Genomic DNA, 15,337 nt, shown 5'->3' with positions numbered 1-15,337 from the left:
ACGCTTAAGCGAACTGGTAAACGTCCATCGCCAGTACGCCGTGTTCCACGCTGTTGTGTAGCTGGGTGGCGTTACCGCCAGCGCCCATCGCGACCAGCAAGGGTTGAAAGTGCTCTGGCGTGGGGTGATTCTTCCGCGCGCTAGGGGCGTTCTCCCAATTTAGCAACGCCTCACGGTCATTGGCGATCAGGTGATCGTGTACCCAGCGCGCAAATTCATCTACCCAACCGGGCATTGGGCTATCTTGCGCCATCAGTTCATATAGATTATGGGTCAGGCTGCCCGAGCCGATAACCAAAATGCCCTCATCCCGAAGTACCGATAACTGTTCACCGAGTGCCGCAAGCTGCGCACTGCTCCAGCGCACCGGCAGCGATAATGAAACGACAGGTACATTAGCGTCTGGAAACATTAGCGAGAGCGGCACCCAAACGCCATGGTCGAAGCCGCGCTCTACCGGTTTGGCGCCCAACAACACGGCCAGCCGTTCAGCCAGTTCAGGGTCGCCAGGGGCGGCATATTGCAAATCAAAAAGCGCCTGCGGAAAGCCACCAAAATCGTGAATCGTCTTCGGTTTGGCGCTGCTACTGACCTGTAGCTCGCTGCTCTCCCAGTGCGCCGAAACCACTACCACCGCTTTAGGCGAGAGCTGACTGCCAAGTTCACGCAGAAACGTATGGGCAGATGTTTTATTCAGCGCCAGCATGGGTGAACCATGGGAAATAAATAGACTAGGTAACATGGGTAGATCTCCACGGTAGTACCGGCGCTTGCGGTGGAGCAAGCGCCGGTGATGAGGTTAGGCGAAGCGACGGTTTAACACCCAGTGACCACTTCCTAAACCAGCTTGAGTAATGAGGGCCAGCGTCCAAAACACCGGGAATTCCCAACCGCCACCAGCATTCGAGAACATCCAACCGTTACCCAAGTGTACCCAAGCGGCACCCAGCAATACCGGTACCAGTGCTAGGCTTACCCAGCGGGTGTATACGCCGAGCAGAAGGGCTATCCCACCGCCCACTTCAGCAGCAATGGTTAAGTAGGCTAAGACCCCCGGCAAACCCAGTGACTCAAAATAGCCGACCGTACCCGGTACGGTAAATACCAACACTTTGAGCAAACCGTGAGCGAGGGCCATAACGCCGAGGCTGATGCGCAGAAGCGTAATAGCATAAGGCTGTAGAGAGGGAGTGGCCGTAAGTGATGATTGAGTCGTCATTTGAGGAGCTTCCATCTGTGTGGTTGATGGAGCTACTTTACAGCTAGGCCAGGGTGAGATAATCAGCGCGTTATGCACATCACTGTTGCGTAATAGGCGACAATCCAATCGCCTGTTCCCAAATAGGTGGATCTCCCCACGCCTCGGTAAGCAGATCGATAAAGCGCTCCACCTTGGCGGGCAGATACCGCCGGGCAGGGTAGAGCGCGTGAACGTCGAGCCGCACCGCGGGCTCGTCGGTTAAAATCGGCACTAACCGCCCGCTGACAATACTCTCCGTGACCAGAAAACTGGGCTGTTGTGCGATGCCTAAGCCCGCTTCAGCAGCCTGGGTCAGTACATCACCATTATTGCTCTCCAGTGGGCCATTAACCGTCAAAGACTGCGTAGCAATTTGCCAGTCAGCGCTCTGCTGGCCACTACGATATCGCAGGCAGCGGTGCTCATTAAGGTCGTTAACGCTAACGGGTTCGCCGTGGGTGGCAAGATACTCAGGGGAGGCACAAAACAGCAAACGGCAGCGGGTCAGGCGGCGTGCCACCAGGCTGGAGTCGGGCAGGCTGCCGATACGGATCGCCACGTCATAACCCTCTTCAAGTAGATCAACGCGACGGTCATTAAGGTCCAGGCGCACGTCAAGCGCCGGGTGGGCAAGCATAAACTGGGTGACGAGTGGCGTTAAGTAGCGGGTACCAAAACTCATGGGCCCATTTACGCGTAAACGGCCGCGCACATCGCTGGTACCTTGGCCAACTTCAGCAGCGGCTTCATCGAGCGCTTGCAGCACACCCTGGGCGCGCATTAAATAGCGCTCTCCTGCTTCCGTGAGATGCAGGCGACGCGTAGTGCGCTGTATCAGTCGCGCCCCGAGTGCCTCCTCCAGTGCCATGACCTGACGCGACACGCGGGTACGCGAAATATCGAGTGCTTCAGCTGCCCGGGTATAGCTACCCAGCTCGGCGACTCGCACGAAAGCAACGATATGCTCTATTTGGTTCATGACGCAGCAGCGACCTGAAAGGCGCGTGCCGCCTGGAAAGGATCGGGTTGGCCGCAAATGGCTGAAATCACCGCTAATCCGTTCGCTCCCGCCCGCTGCACACTAATGGCATGCTCAGCTTTCAACCCACCAATCGCCACGCTGGGCAGTGGGCACGCTTTGACCAGCGAAGCCAAGCCGCCAAAGCCGATAGGCTGGGCGTGGTCCTGTTTGCTCACTGTTGCAAACACGGGCCCAATGCCAACGTAATCAATTAACGCCATGGGCGCCGCTTGGAGCTGAGCGAGGGTATTGATCGACAGGCCAATAATCGCCTGTTCACCTAGCGCTCGGCGTGCTTCCTGAACAGCGGCATCGCTCTGACCGACATGCAGGCCATCTGCCTGACTCTCTAGCGCTACCTGTAAACGGTCGTTAATGATGAGCGGCACGCCGGTTCCGGCCAGTAGCTCTTTTAGTCGTTTGGCCTGGGCCGTCATGTGCGCATCGCTGGCATGTTTATCGCGCAGTTGCACAACAGTGACGCCACCGTTTACCGCTGCTTCAACCGTCTGCTCCAAGCCATAATCGCTACACAGCGCAGCGTCAGTCACCAAATAAAGCGATAGATCAAGCGCCATGAATCGCCTCCCACTGTGTATGAGTCGTAAGGTCGTTGGGGGTAAGTTGGTAAAGAGCATCCAGCAGTGCTACTTGGAAACTACCTGGCCCCTGCGCAGCGTTACCCGCACGCTCGCCAGCGATGGCAAAGCAGCCCAGCGCGGCGGCGGTAGCTGCCAATGTGGTTTCATGGTGGGTGGCAACAAACGCTGTGACTAGCGCGCTTAGCCCACAGCCTAAGGTCGTGACGCGAGGCATCAATGGGTGACCACCGCTAATGCGATAATGCTGTGTGCCGTCTGTCACCCAGTCGGTCTTCCCGGTCATTGCCACAATGCAGCCATGTTGTTGTGCCAGTGCTACCGCTGCCTCCTCAGCCTGCTCAGTGGCGGCAGTCGAGTCGACGCCGCGGCCTTGGCTGGTTAGGCCCTTAAGGGCGAGGATTTCCGACGCATTGCCACGAATCACGCTTGGTTGAGCGGCCAGCAGCTTCGCGCAGAGGGTTTGTCGATAACGCGTGGCCCCCACCGCGACGGGGTCTAACACCCAAGGAATGGCATGCTGGCTCGCAGTTGCCGTAGCGGTCAGCATGGCATCAGCCCAGTGAGAGGAAATAGTGCCTATATTAATCGACAGCCCCGCGGAAATGGCGGTGAACTCAGCCACTTCTTCAGGGGCATGCAGCATCGCTGGCGACGCACCGGTGGCTAACAGCACATTCGCGGTGCTGTTCATGGCAACGTAATTAGTCATGCAGTGTACCAACGGCGTCACTGTGCGCAGCGTTTCAAGATAATCGCCAAGCGGGGGTAAGGGCATAGCGTCTTCCTGTCGTGGTGGCGTTAAGCGGCAACGCATTGACAAAGGGATTATTGATAGCGGTTTATGCCACCATGTTAACGATTATCCAGCCCTTGTGCTGACACAAGGTGGTGAAAGATTATAGCCTTGTGGATAAGGCCAATTTTGCAAAGGAGAGTTAGATGAGTTTTCAAGGTGAGCAGCATCCTGGTGTCGTCGATACACCGCCTCAAACCCAAGGATTCCGTTTAAACCACACCATGCTGCGGGTCAAAGACCCCGAGCGGGCGCTGGCGTTCTACTCAAAAGTGTTTGGCATGCAGGTACTGCGGCGGCTGGATTTCGAAGAGATGCAGTTCTCGCTCTACTTTTTAGCCAACGTAGAGCCGAGCGACAGCGTGCCGGAAGAGACTGACGCGCGTACCGTATGGACGTTTAGCCAGAAGGGGCTGTTGGAACTGACCCACAACTGGGGGACTGAAAACCAGGAAGATTTCGCCTATCACGATGGCAATGCCGAGCCCCAGGGCTTTGGGCACATCTGCTTTAACGTGCCGGATTTGGCAGCGGCACAGGCATGGTTTGACGAGCACGACGTCACCTTCGTAAAACGCGCTGATCAGGGCAAGATGAAGGATGTTATCTTCGTTAAAGACCCGGATGGCTACTGGATCGAAGTAATTCAGGCAGACCTGATGGCGGGTAAAAGCGACGCATGAGGCACGCCAATGGCTGAACTACTGTTCCGGCTGCGCCACGTTACCGACGAAGAGGCCATGGAAGTGCGTGACCTGTTGGCCGACCATGGCTTTGATACCTATGAAACCCAGGCGGGCTTTTTCCGCCTGGGGGTCGATGCTATCTGGCTACGTAATCCACATCAGCATGATGCGGCTATCGCCGCGCTAGACGCCTATCAGGCGGAGCGCCTTGACCGCGTCCAGCGTGAGCATCAAGCAGCGGTTGAGCGGGGCGACGCGGAAACATTGTGGCATCGCTTGGCCGCTCACCCGCTGCAGGTGGTGCTGGTGCTGTTAGCCGTGGGGCTTATTGCGGCTCTTACGCTGCTGCCGTTTCTGGGCTTATCACGAAGCTAAGCACTAAGCTATGCGGGCGGCAGATGGCCGCGCTTAAGGTACATCATCACGCCATCATCACCAGCGGTTAATGCCGGTGCCGCGCCGCTGGGGTAGCGGCACCACGTGCCCGCTGTGTAGCTCTGTTCGCTATCGCTTAGGCTGCCTTCAAGAATCAAAAACTCCAGGCCGCCCAGCAGCGTGGGGTAAGTGATGGAGGTGCCCGCCGACCACCGTTCCAGGCTGGTGCGTTCCTGCTTGTAGGTGTGCAGCATCTTGTAGGCAATGCGCGGGCGACGATCCGGCTGCCAGGGAAGCCGATGCGCAGGTACCGCCAGCTGGAGCGTGTCGTTGGGGTCAAACTGGTGCAGTTTGACAAAAATCAGCGCGCCTTCCTCGCCAATCTGTGGCGTGTGGCCGGTACCGATGGGGTTTCGTAAGTAGCTGCCGGCTGGGTAGCGCCCATGCTCATCGGCGAACACGCCTTCCAACACCAGGATCTCTTCGCCGCCGCCGTGGGTATGCCGCTCAAACTGCGTATTAGGCGCGTAGCGAACAAGACTGGTGGCACGGGCAACTTCATCACCAATTCGGTCAAACATCATGCGCTCGACCCCCGCACTGGGGGAATCGACCCACTGATACTCTTCCGGGGTAACACAGGCAAAGTGGCTAAAATCGGCGTTTAGACGCATGGGAAAGGGCTCTTCGCAGTGAAGGTAAGTATCGGGGAGGAGTAATAGTCTCCTTATTGACAGCGAAAAATGCAACTTTAGGTTGTTTGATCTTAGCGATGATGCCATAAAAAATGCCGCCAACGGCGGCATTAGACTGTTTTAAACAAGAGAGGCGCTAAGCGAGAGAGACTCAGTGGGCTTCTGCCAGTGCGGTAACAAGTTGGTGTGCTGCTTCTATGCGGGCACCATTGGGGTAGTTACGGTTAGCCAGCATCACAATGCCGATCTGCTCGCTGGGCACAAAAGCCACATAACCGCCAAAGCCGTTGGTTGAGCCGGTTTTGTTATAAAGCGCCTCTTGCCGAGGGACTAAAGGGGGCGTTAAGCGGTTGGCAGGGTTGGGCTCTAATATCATCTCAAGTGAGTTACCTGCCAGCAGTTGCTCAAGCGTTACTGGGTAGGCGTAGCTTTCCCAGCCCAGGCCCTGGGTCATATTTCCGACCTCAAAGTATCCCGTGCGCGTGGCAGTCAGGGCTTGGCGTAGGGGGGCTTCCAGCGCTGAGTCATTCATGTGGGCTTCCACAAAAGTGAGCACATCTGCAGCAGTTGATTTCAAGCCGTAAGCCTGAGCATCCAATACGCCGGGGTTCACCCGAATCGGCTCATCTTCTTTCGAGTAACCGTAAGCGTAGTGCGCCTGCTGTGCTTCAGGCACCTGATAAAAACTGTGGTCAAGCCCTAACGGTGAAAAGAGATGTTCCTCCATCAATGCTGCATAACGCTTTCCGAGACGTTGGGCGGTTAAATACCCCATCAGCCCTATGCTCGGGTTGGAGTAGAGCCGATGACTGCCAGGCGTGGATTCAGGCTGCCACTGGCGATAGTAGTCGACCATTGCCGCTTCGTTGTTTACCGCCTCGGGAAACTGCAGCGGCAGTTCACCCGCGGTGTAAGTGCCCAATTCCAGCAATGTGATCTCATCGAAGGCACTGCCTTCAAGGGCAGGCAGGTACTCGCTGGCCGAGTCGGAAAGCGAAAGCGCTCCGCTGGCCTGCGCGTAGCCTGTTAACGCCGCAGTGAAAATCTTACTGATGGAGCCCAGCTCGAACAGCGTCTCATCGGCGACCGGAATCCCCGCTTCTTGATTGGCGAGGCCATAATGAAAGTAGTGCTGCTGGCCGTTGATGCTCAGCGCGACCGCCATGCCTGGAATACGATGCTCATCCATCAGTGGGGCGATAGTCTCGTTCACCAGCGCTTCAACTGCGTCGCTATCCGCTCTTTCAAGCGCCCAGGCAGCGCTGCCGAACAGGAGTGAACTCGTCATGAGAAAGGAGGTTGTTACCGCTACTAACTTACGCATACCAAGATCCTGTGGTAGTGGGTGCGGCAAGTAAGTTAGGGGTATGGCCAGCCGCAAAGAGCGTGATAAAGATGATTGGTGATATGGCTGCTCATATCTATCACGACGTGAGCAGCGTTTATAACCCTATCTGCTTAGTGATTATGCTCACTGTGGTCATGGTCATGGTCATGGTCATGGTCATCGTGGTCACGCTCATGATCGTCATGACCGGGCTTTATATATCCGGGCTCTGCTAACGCATCATGCAGCACACGGGCATTGTGGCGCATCATGCCCAGGTAAGTGCTGGCTTCGCCTTCTGCGGTCAATGCATCGGCGTAAAGTGTACCGGCGATCGGCAGGCCGGTCTCTTCGGCTAGCTGGTTGATGATCGACTGATTGGTCATGTTCTCATGAAACAGCGCCTGCACGTTCTCCTGCGCAATCACATCCACTAGCGCGGCCATGCTGGCGCCACTGGGGTCGGCTTCGGTCGAAAGCCCCACCGGAGAGAGAAAGTTCACCCCGTAAGCGCTGGAAAAGTAGCCAAAGGAGTCATGCCCGGTAATCACGCTAGTGGAAGCCGGAATCTCATCAATTAGCGCACGAATCTCGGCGTCTACCTCGGCCATTTCCTGTAAATACTGCTCCGCATTGGCGCGGTAAGCATCGGCGTTATCGGCATCCGCGGCGATTAAACCGTCACGAATATTGGCGACATACACCTCGGCTTGCTGCATATCCTGCCAGGCATGCGGGTCTTCATTACCATGGTCGTGATCGGCGTGGTCGTCATGCCCATGCTCTTCATGATCCTGCTCTTCGTGAGCGTGCTGGTCATGCCCATGTTCCTCATGGCCGTGCTCGTCATGGTCTTCATGCTCAGCGAAAGAGAGTGGTTCAACGCCATCCGTCGCGGTGACCAGTGCACCTGAATAATCGCTGGCGCTAATCAAACGCTCCATCCAGCCCTCAAACAGCAGGCCGTTGAACACCACCAAATCCGCGTTCGCTAGAGAGCGGGCGTCGCCGGGGCTGGGGGAGTAAACGTGGGCATCGCCGTCGGCAGCCACCAGCGAGGTCACCTCAACATGCTCGCCGCCTACGTTTTCCACCATATCCGCCAGTATCGAGAAGCTGGTCACCACCTGAACGCGTTCATCAGCGATAGCGACAGGCAGTGCCAGCAAGGCGGAAACACCCACTAACCAGCGCGACGGCCGATAGGATAAATAGGCAAGCGACATGCAACACTCCTTACGATAAGTATAAATAGGGACGATTAAGACCCTTGCTCCACGGCCAATGGCGTTGTCTTACGCCGCAGCTTGGCTGCCAAACTGTGATAGCGACCAAACAGGGCCGAAAACAGATACCCCACCCCGGCCAGCAGGATAATGCTCGGGCCAGAAGGAATATCCAGATGAAACGAGAGCAGCAGGCCGCCAGTACTCGCCACCATGGCCAGTACAATCGCGATGCCGATCAACCCCTCAAGCCGTTTACTCCAAAAGCGCGCGGAGGTAGCAGGCAGCATCATCAAGCCCACCGCCATTAGCGTGCCCAGGGTTTGAAAGCCAGCGGTTAAGTTCAGCACCAGTAACCCCAAAAACACACTGTGCACCCAACCGCTGCGGCGGCTTTGGCCGCGTAAAAACAGCGGGTCTAAACACTCCACCACCAATGCGCGAAACACGATGGCCAGCGTCACCACAATCAGCGTGCTGATGCCCGCAATCAGTAGCAGCGCGGTGGAGTTGATTGCCAATATCGAGCCAAACAGCACATGAGTAAGATCTACACTGCTGCCACCAATCGAAATCAGCATGACACCGGCGGCCAGCGAAATGATAAAGAAGCTCGCCATGGCGGCATCTTCGCGTTGGCCGCCCATTTTTGAGACCGCCCCCGCCAGCAGCGCGACCATTAAGCCAAACAGCACCCCGCCAATACTCATGATCGGCAGCGAAAACCCTGCCAGCAGGAACCCCAGCGCAACGCCCGGCAGAATCGCGTGGGCCATGGCGTCGCCAATCAGGCTCATGCCGCGCAGCACCAAAAACACTCCCAGCGGCGGGGCGGCCAGCGAAAGCGCCAAGCCACCCACCACCGCGCGGCGCATAAAGCCATAATCGAAGGGGCTGATCAGCCACGCATTAAGCAGATCCAGCATGACGACCTCCCAGAGTAAACGGCACCACTTGCGCAGGTGAATGGTGATCAGTAAGCGCACTCGGCGCGACCCAACGGCCATGGCCGCCGTTTAGCATCAACACTTCATCGGCCAAGCGTTGCAGGTGATCCATATCGTGGAGCACGACAATAATCGTCGCGCCGTCGTCCGCCATCTGGCGCAGGATGCGTATCAAAATATCCACGGTCTCGCTATCCACGTTGGCAAACGGCTCATCAAGCAGCAGCAGTTCGGCTTCCTGCATCAGTGTGCGACCGATCAGTGCGCGCTGGCGCTGGCCACCGGAAAGCTCGCCCAAGGGGCGGTGAGCCAGATGCGAAATACCCAGCCGCGCCATGATCTCGCGACCCTTGCGATAGTGCGCTGCACAGTAGCCGGTTAACGCGCCGTGGCTGGGCCAGCTGCCAGTCATCACCAGCTCTTCCACGCTCATCGGGAAGGTCAAGTCTAACGCCAACTGCTGGGGCAGCCACGCCCGGCGCTCTTTTGGCACCGTACAGACCACTTCACCGTTAATCGGCCGAAGTTCACCCATAATCGCCTGAATCAACGTGCTTTTACCGGCCCCGTTAGCGCCGATCAGCGCCGTAATCGCGCCCGGTTGAAAGTCGCCCTCAAGGTGTTCAAGCACCGTGCGGCGCGCTTGAGCCAAATGCAGGTTATGCAACTGACAGCGTGATAAAGAGCGCTGACTCATCCTAGCCACCCACCAGCCCAAACCACCAAACACCAAAGCATCAACAACGGCACGGTGACAAACAACAGCCGTTTAACAGCCGATAACGACATCAAGGAGAAGTGACAAGGACCTTCCTTGTTATGGCGGTGCGTATGCTCACTCATCAAGCGGCCTCGTGTAATTTCAAATAGGTTATAACATAACATTTGGCAAAGCCAAAAAATTGCTGAATATTTTACGCGTTAATGCCGCGCTGACAACGAAAAAGCGCTAGCCGAAAACCGCCGACAGCGCTTTTTAGAGTCACAAATAAGTGGGGGAGAGTGGCGCAGGCAGTTTACGTAAAAACCTAGTAGCGCCAGGTAGCACCAAGCTGTTGCGGCCCCACATGGAGTACATATTCACCAGGAATAGTCATCGGACCCAGCGCTAGAGTAGCGGGCTGAAAGCGATTAATCGCAGAGGTCGCCTGATTCGGCTGTGTCCAAATTTGCAGCTCGTTGACCAGCATGCCCGTTGCGAAGTTGATGGCGCCATCGCTTTCACGACCATCGGCAGCAATCACCGCCCCCGCCACACCATTAACCACCAATGAGCCCACACGAGCGCCCCAGCCGCGCCGCTCACGTTCCGCCTGGGCAAGCTGTAAGCCCAACGCCTGCACACCGCTTAGCTCGCCGCTGGCTTTCAACCGCTCATATTCGGCCAACGCCGCCGGGTGCGGCTGGCGGTCGGTCAGCATACCGCCCAGCGCCAGCGCAGATTTCACCACCCCCACTCGCGCATCAAAACGGTCATCCGGGTCGTTCGCCTCACTCGACTGGTACGCATTCACCGCCAGGCTAGTGCCGTAAATGCCCGTCCAGCCCCACTGCCAAATATGCGCATGGCGCGCGCCATCCTCAAACACATCATCGTACTCACTCCACTGCCCGCCCGGCTGAGCCTGGGTTTGTGCGTGGGCCTGCAAAGAGACAGGCAGGGTGATCATCAGCGTCGTAACCAGCGCGGAGAGAAGACGAAAAGCATGCATAAGGAAGTGCCTATTAACGGGATCAATAGCGCTAAGCGTAGCACGGCGTTCGCGGCTGGCTAGCGTGGAATAACGCGAAGCGAAGTATGACTAAGGTTCATGGTGTTTGCTCATAAAGAATGATTAGATGAGGAGAGACGATAACCAGGAGTGCCGCATGGATGACTTTTCGCCCAATGACTTAAAAACCATTCTTCACTCCAAGCGCGCTAACCTCTATTACCTGCAGCACTGCCGGGTGTTGGTGAATGGAGGCCGCGTAGAGTACGTCACCGATGAAGGCAGCAAATCCCGCTACTGGAACATTCCCATTGCCAATACCACCTCGATACTGTTGGGCACTGGCACCTCGATTACCCAGGCCGCCATGCGCGAGCTTGCCAAAGCAGGTGTCTTAGTCGGGTTTTGCGGTGGCGGCGGCACACCACTATTTGCGGCCAATGAGGTGGATGTAGACGTTGCCTGGTTGACCCCGCAGAGCGAGTACCGACCCACGGAGTACCTGCAGTACTGGGTGCGCTTCTGGTTTGATGATATAAAACGCCTGGATGCCGCCCGCGCGTTTCAGCAAGCACGCCTTGCCCGTATCGAAGCCCTGTGGACAAGCCGCGTGATGAAAGACGCAGGCTTTAGTATTTCCACCGATCACCTGCACAGCGCACTTAATCACCATCGCGAAGCGATCAAAAAAGCCCCCAGCACGGTTGATCTGCTCACCTTGGAAGCACGTTTAACCAAAACGCTGTTTAAGCTGGCGGTGAGTGCCGTTGATTACGGGGACTTCACCCGTGCCAAACGCGGCTCGGGCACTGACCCTGCCAACCGCTTTCTTGATCACGGCAACTACCTTGCCTACGGCCTGGCGGCGACCGCCACCTGGGTGCTGGGGATTCCTCACGGGCTGGCGGTACTCCACGGCAAAACCCGCCGGGGCGGGCTGGTGTTTGATGTAGCCGACTTGGTAAAAGATGCGGTGATTCTGCCCCAGGCGTTTATTTCCGCCATGCGTGGTGACGAAGAGCAAGAGTTTCGCCAAGCCTGCATTGAGCGCCTAACCCGCACCGAATCCCTCGACTTTATGATTGATACACTCAAGGAAGTTGCCCAAGAGCTAGGGCAAGAGTCGGGGAGTGGCGAAGCATGAACGTGCTGCTGATTTCCCAGTGCAATAAAAACGCCCTTAAAGAGACACGTCGCGTCCTTGATCAGTTTGCCGAACGCCGGGGCGACCGCACCTGGCAAACGCCGATCACCCAGGCCGGGCTGGATACACTGCGCAAACTGCTGCGTAAAAAAGCCCGCAAGAATACCGCCGTTGCCTGCCACTGGATTCGTGGTCACGACCATAGCGAGCTGATGTGGGTAGTGGGGGATGCTTCAAGGTTTAATATCAATGGCGCAGTGCCAACCAATACCACCGCCCGAGATATATTGCGTCGTAGCGATGAAAACGACTGGCATAACGGTGAAGATATTCTCCTGCTCACCGCTCTAGCTGCGCTACTGCACGACCTGGGAAAAGCTTGCGACGCCTTTCAGCAACGGCTTAAGGGCAAGCTGGAAGGCCGCAACTTATACCGTCATGAGTGGATATCGCTACGCCTGTTTCAGGCATTTGTGGGTAATAACGACGATGCCACTTGGCTGGCGCGCCTGGCCGAAGGTGACTATCAAGAGCAGGCCTGGTTGGAGGGGTTAGAGCGTGATGGTCTGGATGAGGCTACCTCAGCGGTGTTTAGTCATTTGCCGCCGCTTGCCGCTGCGCTTGGTTGGCTAGTACTTAGCCACCATCGACTGCCGTTAAAGCCGCCGTCGTACGATAACGATACTCCCAGGCGCTGGGGTGGAAGGATCAACCTGCAAGCCGAGCAACTGCCTGCGTTATTTGAGTCGATTAGCGCCGAGTGGAACGAAATACCTGAGACGCAAGACCCAAAGCGCATCGCGCCCTACTGGCAATTTAGTGGCGGGTTACCCGTTAGCACAACACGCTGGCGGGAACGCGCCACAAAGCTTGCCACGCGGTTACAGGCGCGGCTGGTCAAAGATGGCCATTGGTTGGAGAGTCACTACGTCATGCACTTAGCGCGGCTAAGTTTAATGCTGGCCGATCACCACTACTCAAGCCTGGAAGACCCACTGCATCGAGTGCGTGGTGAGTCCAACTATCCACTGATTGCCAATACCGTGCGCAAAACCGGCAAACCCAATCAGCCATTGGATGAGCATATTCTTGGCGACGAAAAGCACGCCGCCGCGGTCGCCCGTGCGCTGCCTAGCGTCGACAGCCACTTGCCCCGTTTAGCCCGCCATAAAGGTTTTCGTAAGCGCAGCAGTCACCCGCGCTTTCGCTGGCAGGATAAAGCCTTTGATTTGGCCCAATCGCTTAGAGAGCGCAGCCAGCGCCAGGGCTTCTTTGGCATCAATATGGCATCCACCGGCTGTGGTAAAACCTTGGCGAATGGGCGCATTATGTACGCGCTGGCCGACCCTCAGCAGGGCGCGCGCTTTAGCATTGCGCTGGGGCTACGCACGCTGACTCTGCAAACTGGTCAAGCCCTTCGTGAGCGTCTGAATCTGGGTGAAGATGAACTCGCCGTGCGCGTAGGCGGCAGCGCCAATAAAGCGCTGTTTGCGCACTACGAGCAAGAGGCCGAAGCCAGTGGCTCGGCATCTAAACAGGCACTTATCGAAGAAGACGCCCACGTGGTGTTTGATGGCAATTTTGATAGCCACCCCGTACTGCGCCGACTGAACGATGAACCGGGCACCCGCGCGCTAATCGCCGCACCTATTTTGGTATGTACCGTTGACCACCTTGTGCCCGCCACGGAAAGCACGCGTGGCGGTCGGCAAATCGTGCCCATGCTGCGCCTGATGAGCAGCGACTTAGTGCTTGATGAAATCGACGATTTCGATATCAACGACCTGCCCGCGCTTACCCGGTTAGTCAATTGGGCGGGACTTTTGGGATCACGGGTGTTGCTTTCATCGGCCACCTTGCCGCCCGCGTTGGTCGAAGGGTTGTATGAAGCCTACCGCAGCGGTCGCGAAGCCTTTCAACGCCACCGAGGCGAACCGGGTTTGGCGGTCGATATCTGCTGCGCCTGGTTCGACGAGCACGACCGCCAACATGAAAACTGCGCCAGTAGCGAGACCTTCAAGGCGACACATCAGGCTTTTGCCAAGCGCCGGCTAGAGCGCTTAGCCTCCAGCCCGGTGCGACGCAGTGGCGATATTTTAGCGTTGCCAGCGTTGGGTAAACGGCCAGAAGAAATCAGGCCCGCAGTTGCAACGCTGCTACGCGAACATGCATTGGCGATGCACCAGCAGCATCATTCCGTTGACCCCCACACCAGCAAGCGCGTCAGTTTCGGTCTGATTCGCATGGCCAATATCGACCCCTTGGTGGATGTGGCCAGGGCACTGTTTCAGCAGGGCGCGCCAGAAGGTGTGCGCATTCACCTCTGCGTTTACCACTCGCGCCACCCGTTGGTGATGCGCTCGGAGATTGAGCGCCGGTTAGATAAAACGCTGCAACGGGCCGAGCCCGAGCGCGTGTTTCAGCAGCCCGATATCCGCCGCCTGCTGGATAGCAGCGAAGAAAACGACCACCTGTTTATCGTGCTGGGCTCGCCGGTCACCGAAGTGGGCCGCGACCACGATTATGACTGGGCCATTGTCGAGCCTTCTTCCATGCGCTCAATTATCCAACTAGCGGGCCGGGTGCGCCGACACCGCGAGCAGGCCTGTGAAGTGGCCAATATTTTGCTGCTAGAGACCAATCTAAAACACCTGGAGCGCGCGGATGAGCCCGCTTTTCATAAGCCAGGCTTCGAAACGAAGATGGCCTGGAAACTTAATAGCCACTCACTTACCACGCTGTTAACTAAAGATGAGTACCAGGTGATAGATGCCCGCCCGCGCGTGCTGGCGCGGGAAGTGCTGCACGCTAAAGAAAGTCTCGTCGATTTGGAGCATGAGCGGCTGCATCAACTGATGATCGAACAGCCCGCCGAACCGTTAACCAAAAAAGAGATCAGGCTTGGCAAGCAGCCCAAGCCACCACCGCTGGGGGCCTATAGTTGGTACGCCGTACCACAGGTGCACTTAACCGGTGTATTGATTCAGCGTGACCCATTTCGCAAGCAGCTCGAACCTGAAATAACCCTAGCGCTGCTGCCCGATGAGGGAGGAGAAACCTGGACACTACACCGCGTAGACGATGGCGCAAGGCGAGGTGAAAAGCTCTACGTTCTGGTGGAGGAGAGCCTGCTGGTGCGGATAGACCTGACAAAAGAGCAGGGCGAGCGGATTCAGCCCTGGGGAGCCAACGACTATTTAACAGCCCTGGCTGACTTGGCAGAAGACTTGGATATCTCCCTTGATCGCGCCGCTCGCACCTTCGGCACGGTAACCGCCTCGGCTAGAAACCAACGCTGGGGATATCACCCGGTGCTGGGATTTTGGCGGAGTAAATGAAGGCCGGTGATAGACACCGGCCCGCTGCCTGGGCGGCAGCGTAAGTTACTCTGATTAAGAAACTTTTCTGAGCTGCCTGGGCGGCAACAAAAATATGGTAGTGGCACGGGCAGTCAAAGTCATTTTCTATTTTAATTACACTAATTAATAAACTGGTTGATAATTTTAGAGTGGTGCCCTAATATCAATTTAGCCAAGGGGTGGTCGCACACCTCCTTGGCTAGCTTGAAA

Annotated in this window: 15 protein-coding genes; 4 read left to right on the top strand and 11 right to left on the bottom strand. The window is 56.8% G+C overall.

Annotated elements, in window-relative coordinates:
- Positions 1-4 precede the first annotated feature (4 nt).
- The 5 genes from HUO07_RS09530 to thiM form a co-directional block, all read right to left on the bottom strand.
- Positions 5-742 carry a DODA-type extradiol aromatic ring-opening family dioxygenase gene (locus HUO07_RS09530; protein WP_101147109.1) on the bottom strand — a complete coding sequence of 246 codons (738 nt, stop codon included), beginning with the start codon at positions 740-742 and terminating at the stop codon, positions 5-7.
- A gap of 57 nt (positions 743-799) precedes the next feature.
- Positions 800-1,234 carry a DoxX family protein gene (locus tag HUO07_RS09525; RefSeq protein ID WP_101147144.1) on the bottom strand — a complete coding sequence of 145 codons (435 nt, stop codon included), beginning with the start codon at positions 1,232-1,234 and terminating at the stop codon, positions 800-802.
- A 64-nt stretch (positions 1,235-1,298) separates the two neighbouring features.
- Positions 1,299-2,219 (bottom strand): LysR family transcriptional regulator, encoded by a 921-nt coding sequence (locus HUO07_RS09520; RefSeq protein ID WP_176303385.1) that lies wholly within the window; start codon positions 2,217-2,219, stop codon positions 1,299-1,301.
- Positions 2,216-2,839, bottom strand: coding sequence for a thiamine phosphate synthase (gene thiE, locus HUO07_RS09515; RefSeq protein WP_176303384.1), 624 nt, complete (start codon positions 2,837-2,839; stop codon positions 2,216-2,218). Before thiE ends, HUO07_RS09520 begins: the two co-directional genes overlap by 4 nt.
- Positions 2,829-3,638, bottom strand: coding sequence for a hydroxyethylthiazole kinase (gene thiM, locus HUO07_RS09510; protein ID WP_176303383.1), 810 nt, complete (start codon positions 3,636-3,638; stop codon positions 2,829-2,831). The genes thiE and thiM overlap by 11 nt, the downstream gene beginning before the upstream one ends.
- A 164-nt stretch (positions 3,639-3,802) precedes the next feature.
- Between thiM and gloA the strand changes: the two genes are divergently transcribed.
- Together gloA and HUO07_RS09500 are read left to right on the top strand one after the other, a co-directional pair.
- On the top strand, positions 3,803-4,339 hold the full coding sequence (gloA, locus tag HUO07_RS09505; RefSeq protein ID WP_101147104.1) for a lactoylglutathione lyase: 537 nt from the start codon (positions 3,803-3,805) through the stop codon (positions 4,337-4,339).
- Positions 4,340-4,348: 9 nt separating this feature from the next.
- Positions 4,349-4,717 carry a DUF6164 family protein gene (locus HUO07_RS09500; RefSeq protein ID WP_101147103.1) on the top strand — a complete coding sequence of 123 codons (369 nt, stop codon included), beginning with the start codon at positions 4,349-4,351 and terminating at the stop codon, positions 4,715-4,717.
- Between the two features lie 8 nt (positions 4,718-4,725).
- Here the strand turns inward: HUO07_RS09500 and HUO07_RS09495 are convergent, their stop codons facing one another.
- The 6 genes from HUO07_RS09495 to HUO07_RS09470 form a co-directional block, all read right to left on the bottom strand.
- Positions 4,726-5,391: a cupin domain-containing protein gene (locus tag HUO07_RS09495; protein ID WP_176303382.1), complete on the bottom strand. Its 666-nt coding sequence runs from the start codon at positions 5,389-5,391 to the stop codon at positions 4,726-4,728.
- A gap of 172 nt (positions 5,392-5,563) precedes the next feature.
- Positions 5,564-6,736 carry a class C beta-lactamase gene (gene ampC / locus HUO07_RS09490; protein WP_176303381.1) on the bottom strand — a complete coding sequence of 391 codons (1,173 nt, stop codon included), beginning with the start codon at positions 6,734-6,736 and terminating at the stop codon, positions 5,564-5,566.
- Between the two features lie 134 nt (positions 6,737-6,870).
- Positions 6,871-7,965 (bottom strand): metal ABC transporter solute-binding protein, Zn/Mn family, encoded by a 1,095-nt coding sequence (locus HUO07_RS09485; protein ID WP_176303380.1) that lies wholly within the window; start codon positions 7,963-7,965, stop codon positions 6,871-6,873.
- Between the two features lie 35 nt (positions 7,966-8,000).
- Positions 8,001-8,891, bottom strand: a complete 891-nt coding sequence (locus HUO07_RS09480) for a metal ABC transporter permease (protein ID WP_176303379.1) — start codon at positions 8,889-8,891, stop codon at positions 8,001-8,003.
- Complete coding sequence (locus HUO07_RS09475; protein ID WP_101147098.1) at positions 8,875-9,609, bottom strand: metal ABC transporter ATP-binding protein; 735 nt, start codon at positions 9,607-9,609, stop codon at positions 8,875-8,877. Before HUO07_RS09475 ends, HUO07_RS09480 begins: the two co-directional genes overlap by 17 nt.
- 331 nt (positions 9,610-9,940) lie before the next feature.
- The gene (locus tag HUO07_RS09470) at positions 9,941-10,624 is read right to left on the bottom strand and encodes a hypothetical protein (RefSeq protein ID WP_176303378.1); all 684 of its coding nucleotides are present in this window, start codon (positions 10,622-10,624) and stop codon (positions 9,941-9,943) included.
- A 157-nt stretch (positions 10,625-10,781) separates the two neighbouring features.
- On the opposite strand from HUO07_RS09470, the gene cas1f reads away from it, so the two are divergent.
- Both cas1f and cas3f read left to right on the top strand, forming a co-directional pair.
- On the top strand, positions 10,782-11,768 hold the full coding sequence (gene cas1f, locus HUO07_RS09465) for a type I-F CRISPR-associated endonuclease Cas1f (protein WP_176303377.1): 987 nt from the start codon (positions 10,782-10,784) through the stop codon (positions 11,766-11,768).
- On the top strand, positions 11,765-15,106 hold the full coding sequence (gene cas3f, locus HUO07_RS09460) for a type I-F CRISPR-associated helicase Cas3f (RefSeq protein WP_176303376.1): 3,342 nt from the start codon (positions 11,765-11,767) through the stop codon (positions 15,104-15,106). Before cas1f ends, cas3f begins: the two co-directional genes overlap by 4 nt.
- Positions 15,107-15,337 lie beyond the last annotated feature (231 nt).

The sequence above is a fragment of the Vreelandella maris genome (assembly GCF_013371085.1).
Taxonomy (GTDB): Bacteria; Pseudomonadota; Gammaproteobacteria; order Pseudomonadales; family Halomonadaceae; genus Vreelandella; species Vreelandella maris.
Note: the sequence above shows the minus strand (reverse complement) of the source record. Positions and strands in the feature narration are given on the sequence as shown.

Bases quoted from the DNA above. Each gene is read 5' to 3' on its own strand.
- HUO07_RS09495 (WP_176303382.1), bottom strand. From the start codon at position 5,391: ATGCGTCTAAACGCCGATTTTAGCCACTTTGCCTGTGTTACCCCGGAA.
- HUO07_RS09530 (WP_101147109.1), bottom strand. From the start codon at position 742: ATGTTACCTAGTCTATTTATTTCCCATGGTTCACCCATGCTGGCGCTG.
- ampC (WP_176303381.1), bottom strand. From the start codon at position 6,736: ATGCGTAAGTTAGTAGCGGTAACAACCTCCTTTCTCATGACGAGTTCA.
- HUO07_RS09470 (WP_176303378.1), bottom strand. From the start codon at position 10,624: ATGCATGCTTTTCGTCTTCTCTCCGCGCTGGTTACGACGCTGATGATC.
- cas1f (WP_176303377.1), top strand. From the start codon at position 10,782: ATGGATGACTTTTCGCCCAATGACTTAAAAACCATTCTTCACTCCAAG.
- HUO07_RS09475 (WP_101147098.1), bottom strand. From the start codon at position 9,609: ATGAGTCAGCGCTCTTTATCACGCTGTCAGTTGCATAACCTGCATTTG.
- HUO07_RS09520 (WP_176303385.1), bottom strand. From the start codon at position 2,219: ATGAACCAAATAGAGCATATCGTTGCTTTCGTGCGAGTCGCCGAGCTG.
- thiM (WP_176303383.1), bottom strand. From the start codon at position 3,638: ATGCCCTTACCCCCGCTTGGCGATTATCTTGAAACGCTGCGCACAGTG.
- HUO07_RS09500 (WP_101147103.1), top strand. From the start codon at position 4,349: ATGGCTGAACTACTGTTCCGGCTGCGCCACGTTACCGACGAAGAGGCC.
- HUO07_RS09525 (WP_101147144.1), bottom strand. From the start codon at position 1,234: ATGGAAGCTCCTCAAATGACGACTCAATCATCACTTACGGCCACTCCC.
- HUO07_RS09485 (WP_176303380.1), bottom strand. From the start codon at position 7,965: ATGTCGCTTGCCTATTTATCCTATCGGCCGTCGCGCTGGTTAGTGGGT.
- HUO07_RS09480 (WP_176303379.1), bottom strand. From the start codon at position 8,891: ATGCTGGATCTGCTTAATGCGTGGCTGATCAGCCCCTTCGATTATGGC.
- cas3f (WP_176303376.1), top strand. From the start codon at position 11,765: ATGAACGTGCTGCTGATTTCCCAGTGCAATAAAAACGCCCTTAAAGAG.
- gloA (WP_101147104.1), top strand. From the start codon at position 3,803: ATGAGTTTTCAAGGTGAGCAGCATCCTGGTGTCGTCGATACACCGCCT.
- thiE (WP_176303384.1), bottom strand. From the start codon at position 2,839: ATGGCGCTTGATCTATCGCTTTATTTGGTGACTGACGCTGCGCTGTGT.